At 67.4% G+C, this 1553-nt stretch carries 1 pseudogene; it reads left to right on the top strand.

The annotated features are described in order from the left end of the window. Nucleotides 1-821: 821 nt before the first annotated feature. Nucleotides 822-1177 (top strand): annotated as a pseudogene (locus AB0924_RS38565) (IS6 family transposase); the annotation flags it as partial. Between the last annotated feature and the right edge of the window lie 376 nt (nucleotides 1178-1553).

The following is a 1553-nucleotide window of genomic DNA, read 5'->3' as shown; positions in this document are numbered from 1 at the left end:
TGGCGGTGAGTTGACCACGAACCTCGTCGGATACGCTCATACCACAACAACGAGCCGTATCAGGGGAAGCAACACCTTGATTCTCTGCGAGCCCTAAGCGCGCGGTCGCCAGGCTGGCTGTGCCACAGACGCGCCGACACGGCATCAGCGGAGCGCATGGGTGACGGTCGGTCTACGCAACGATCGCCGGATGAAGCGCTCAGTCACACCGGTCCTCGCCCCGGTTCCCGGCGGTGCGGCTCCGGAGTAGGCGCCCGCCGCCGGTCGCCGAGCAGGCCTCCGGTGTAGCGGCTTCCGTCAGTGCTGTCCGGGCCCAGTCTGTGGAGGCACCTGGGAAGGCCACGGGTTGGGTGGAGCAGCGGGGGCAGGGGGTGTTTGCCCTGACCCGAAGGGCGCTGAGCCGAAGGGCGCCGCACCAAGGGGCGTTGGTGCGAACGAGGCCGGGACGGCTGACGGCGAAGCCTCGACCGAGCGTCCCTTGCGGGCCCCCACCACGACGGAAACGCCCGCGATCTCTAGAGCGATCCCGGCCATACCGAGGAGGATCGGAGTGTGCAGGCCGTCCTCGGTGCCGCAGATCTGCACCGGTTCCTGTCCTATTTTCGTGGCCCGGCACTGCCACCCTGTGGCGTCGTCCATGTCCCATAGGGCGGCATAGGCGAGTAGGGCAAAGCCGGAGAGCATCAGGGCGATCTGCAAGGTGCGGGCTATCGGTGACATGGTCAGTCACCATAGCGGTCAGGGTGCGCTCTTCGGGCACTGTCACGTTGGCTGGCCGGGTGGGATGATCTTCGGGTTGATCATGGTGGAGGGGGTGGTCCGTGGGCGGTACGCCGCCGTCGTACAAGGGGCACCGGTACCCGGTCGAGATCATCGCGCACTGCGTGTGGCTGTACTTCCGCTTCCCGCTGTCGTTCCGCGAGGTCGAGGAGCTGGTGCTCGAGCGCGGCGTGATCGTCTCCCACGAGACCGTCCGCCGCTGGTGCGCCAAGTTCGGGCAGTCCTCGCCAACGGCCTGCGCCGCCGACAGCCCCGGCCCGGGGACAAGTGGCACTTGGACGAGGTCTTCCTCAAGATCAACGGAGAGCAGAAGTACCTCTGGCGGGCCGTCGACGCCGACGGCAACGTGCTCGACATCCTCGTACAGAACCGGCGGGACACCGCTGCGGCCAGGCGCTTCTTCCGCACGCTGCTGACGAAGACGGGGGCAGGCCTTGGCGGGCCGGTCCGACGAGCCCGTGCCCCCGCCGTGCCGGGCTGCCGGGTATCGCTGTCGTCCGCCGTCGTTGCCGTCACGGTTGCCGTCACTGTCGCTGGGCAGCGCTTCGGAACCGCGCCGACTGCGCTCAGTAGCGCGGTGTGCAGGCACTTTGCCGCTCCTCGTCAGCAATCGTTTCCTCGATGCTCCCCAAACGTTGAAGATGACCCCATCTTGCCGTACCGCCACCCCTATAAGGGCCGTCCCGTAAATGATGTACCGCCGCAAGGAGCGTCGATCTCTGGCTCTGACTGCCTGTCCGTCGCGGGCGGTTGTGCAGGTTGGCGATGCCGGG

This window comes from Streptomyces sp. NPDC047869 (genome assembly GCF_040704065.1).
Classification (GTDB): domain Bacteria; phylum Actinomycetota; class Actinomycetes; order Streptomycetales; family Streptomycetaceae; genus Streptomyces.
Note: the sequence above shows the minus strand (reverse complement) of the source record. Positions and strands in the feature narration are given on the sequence as shown.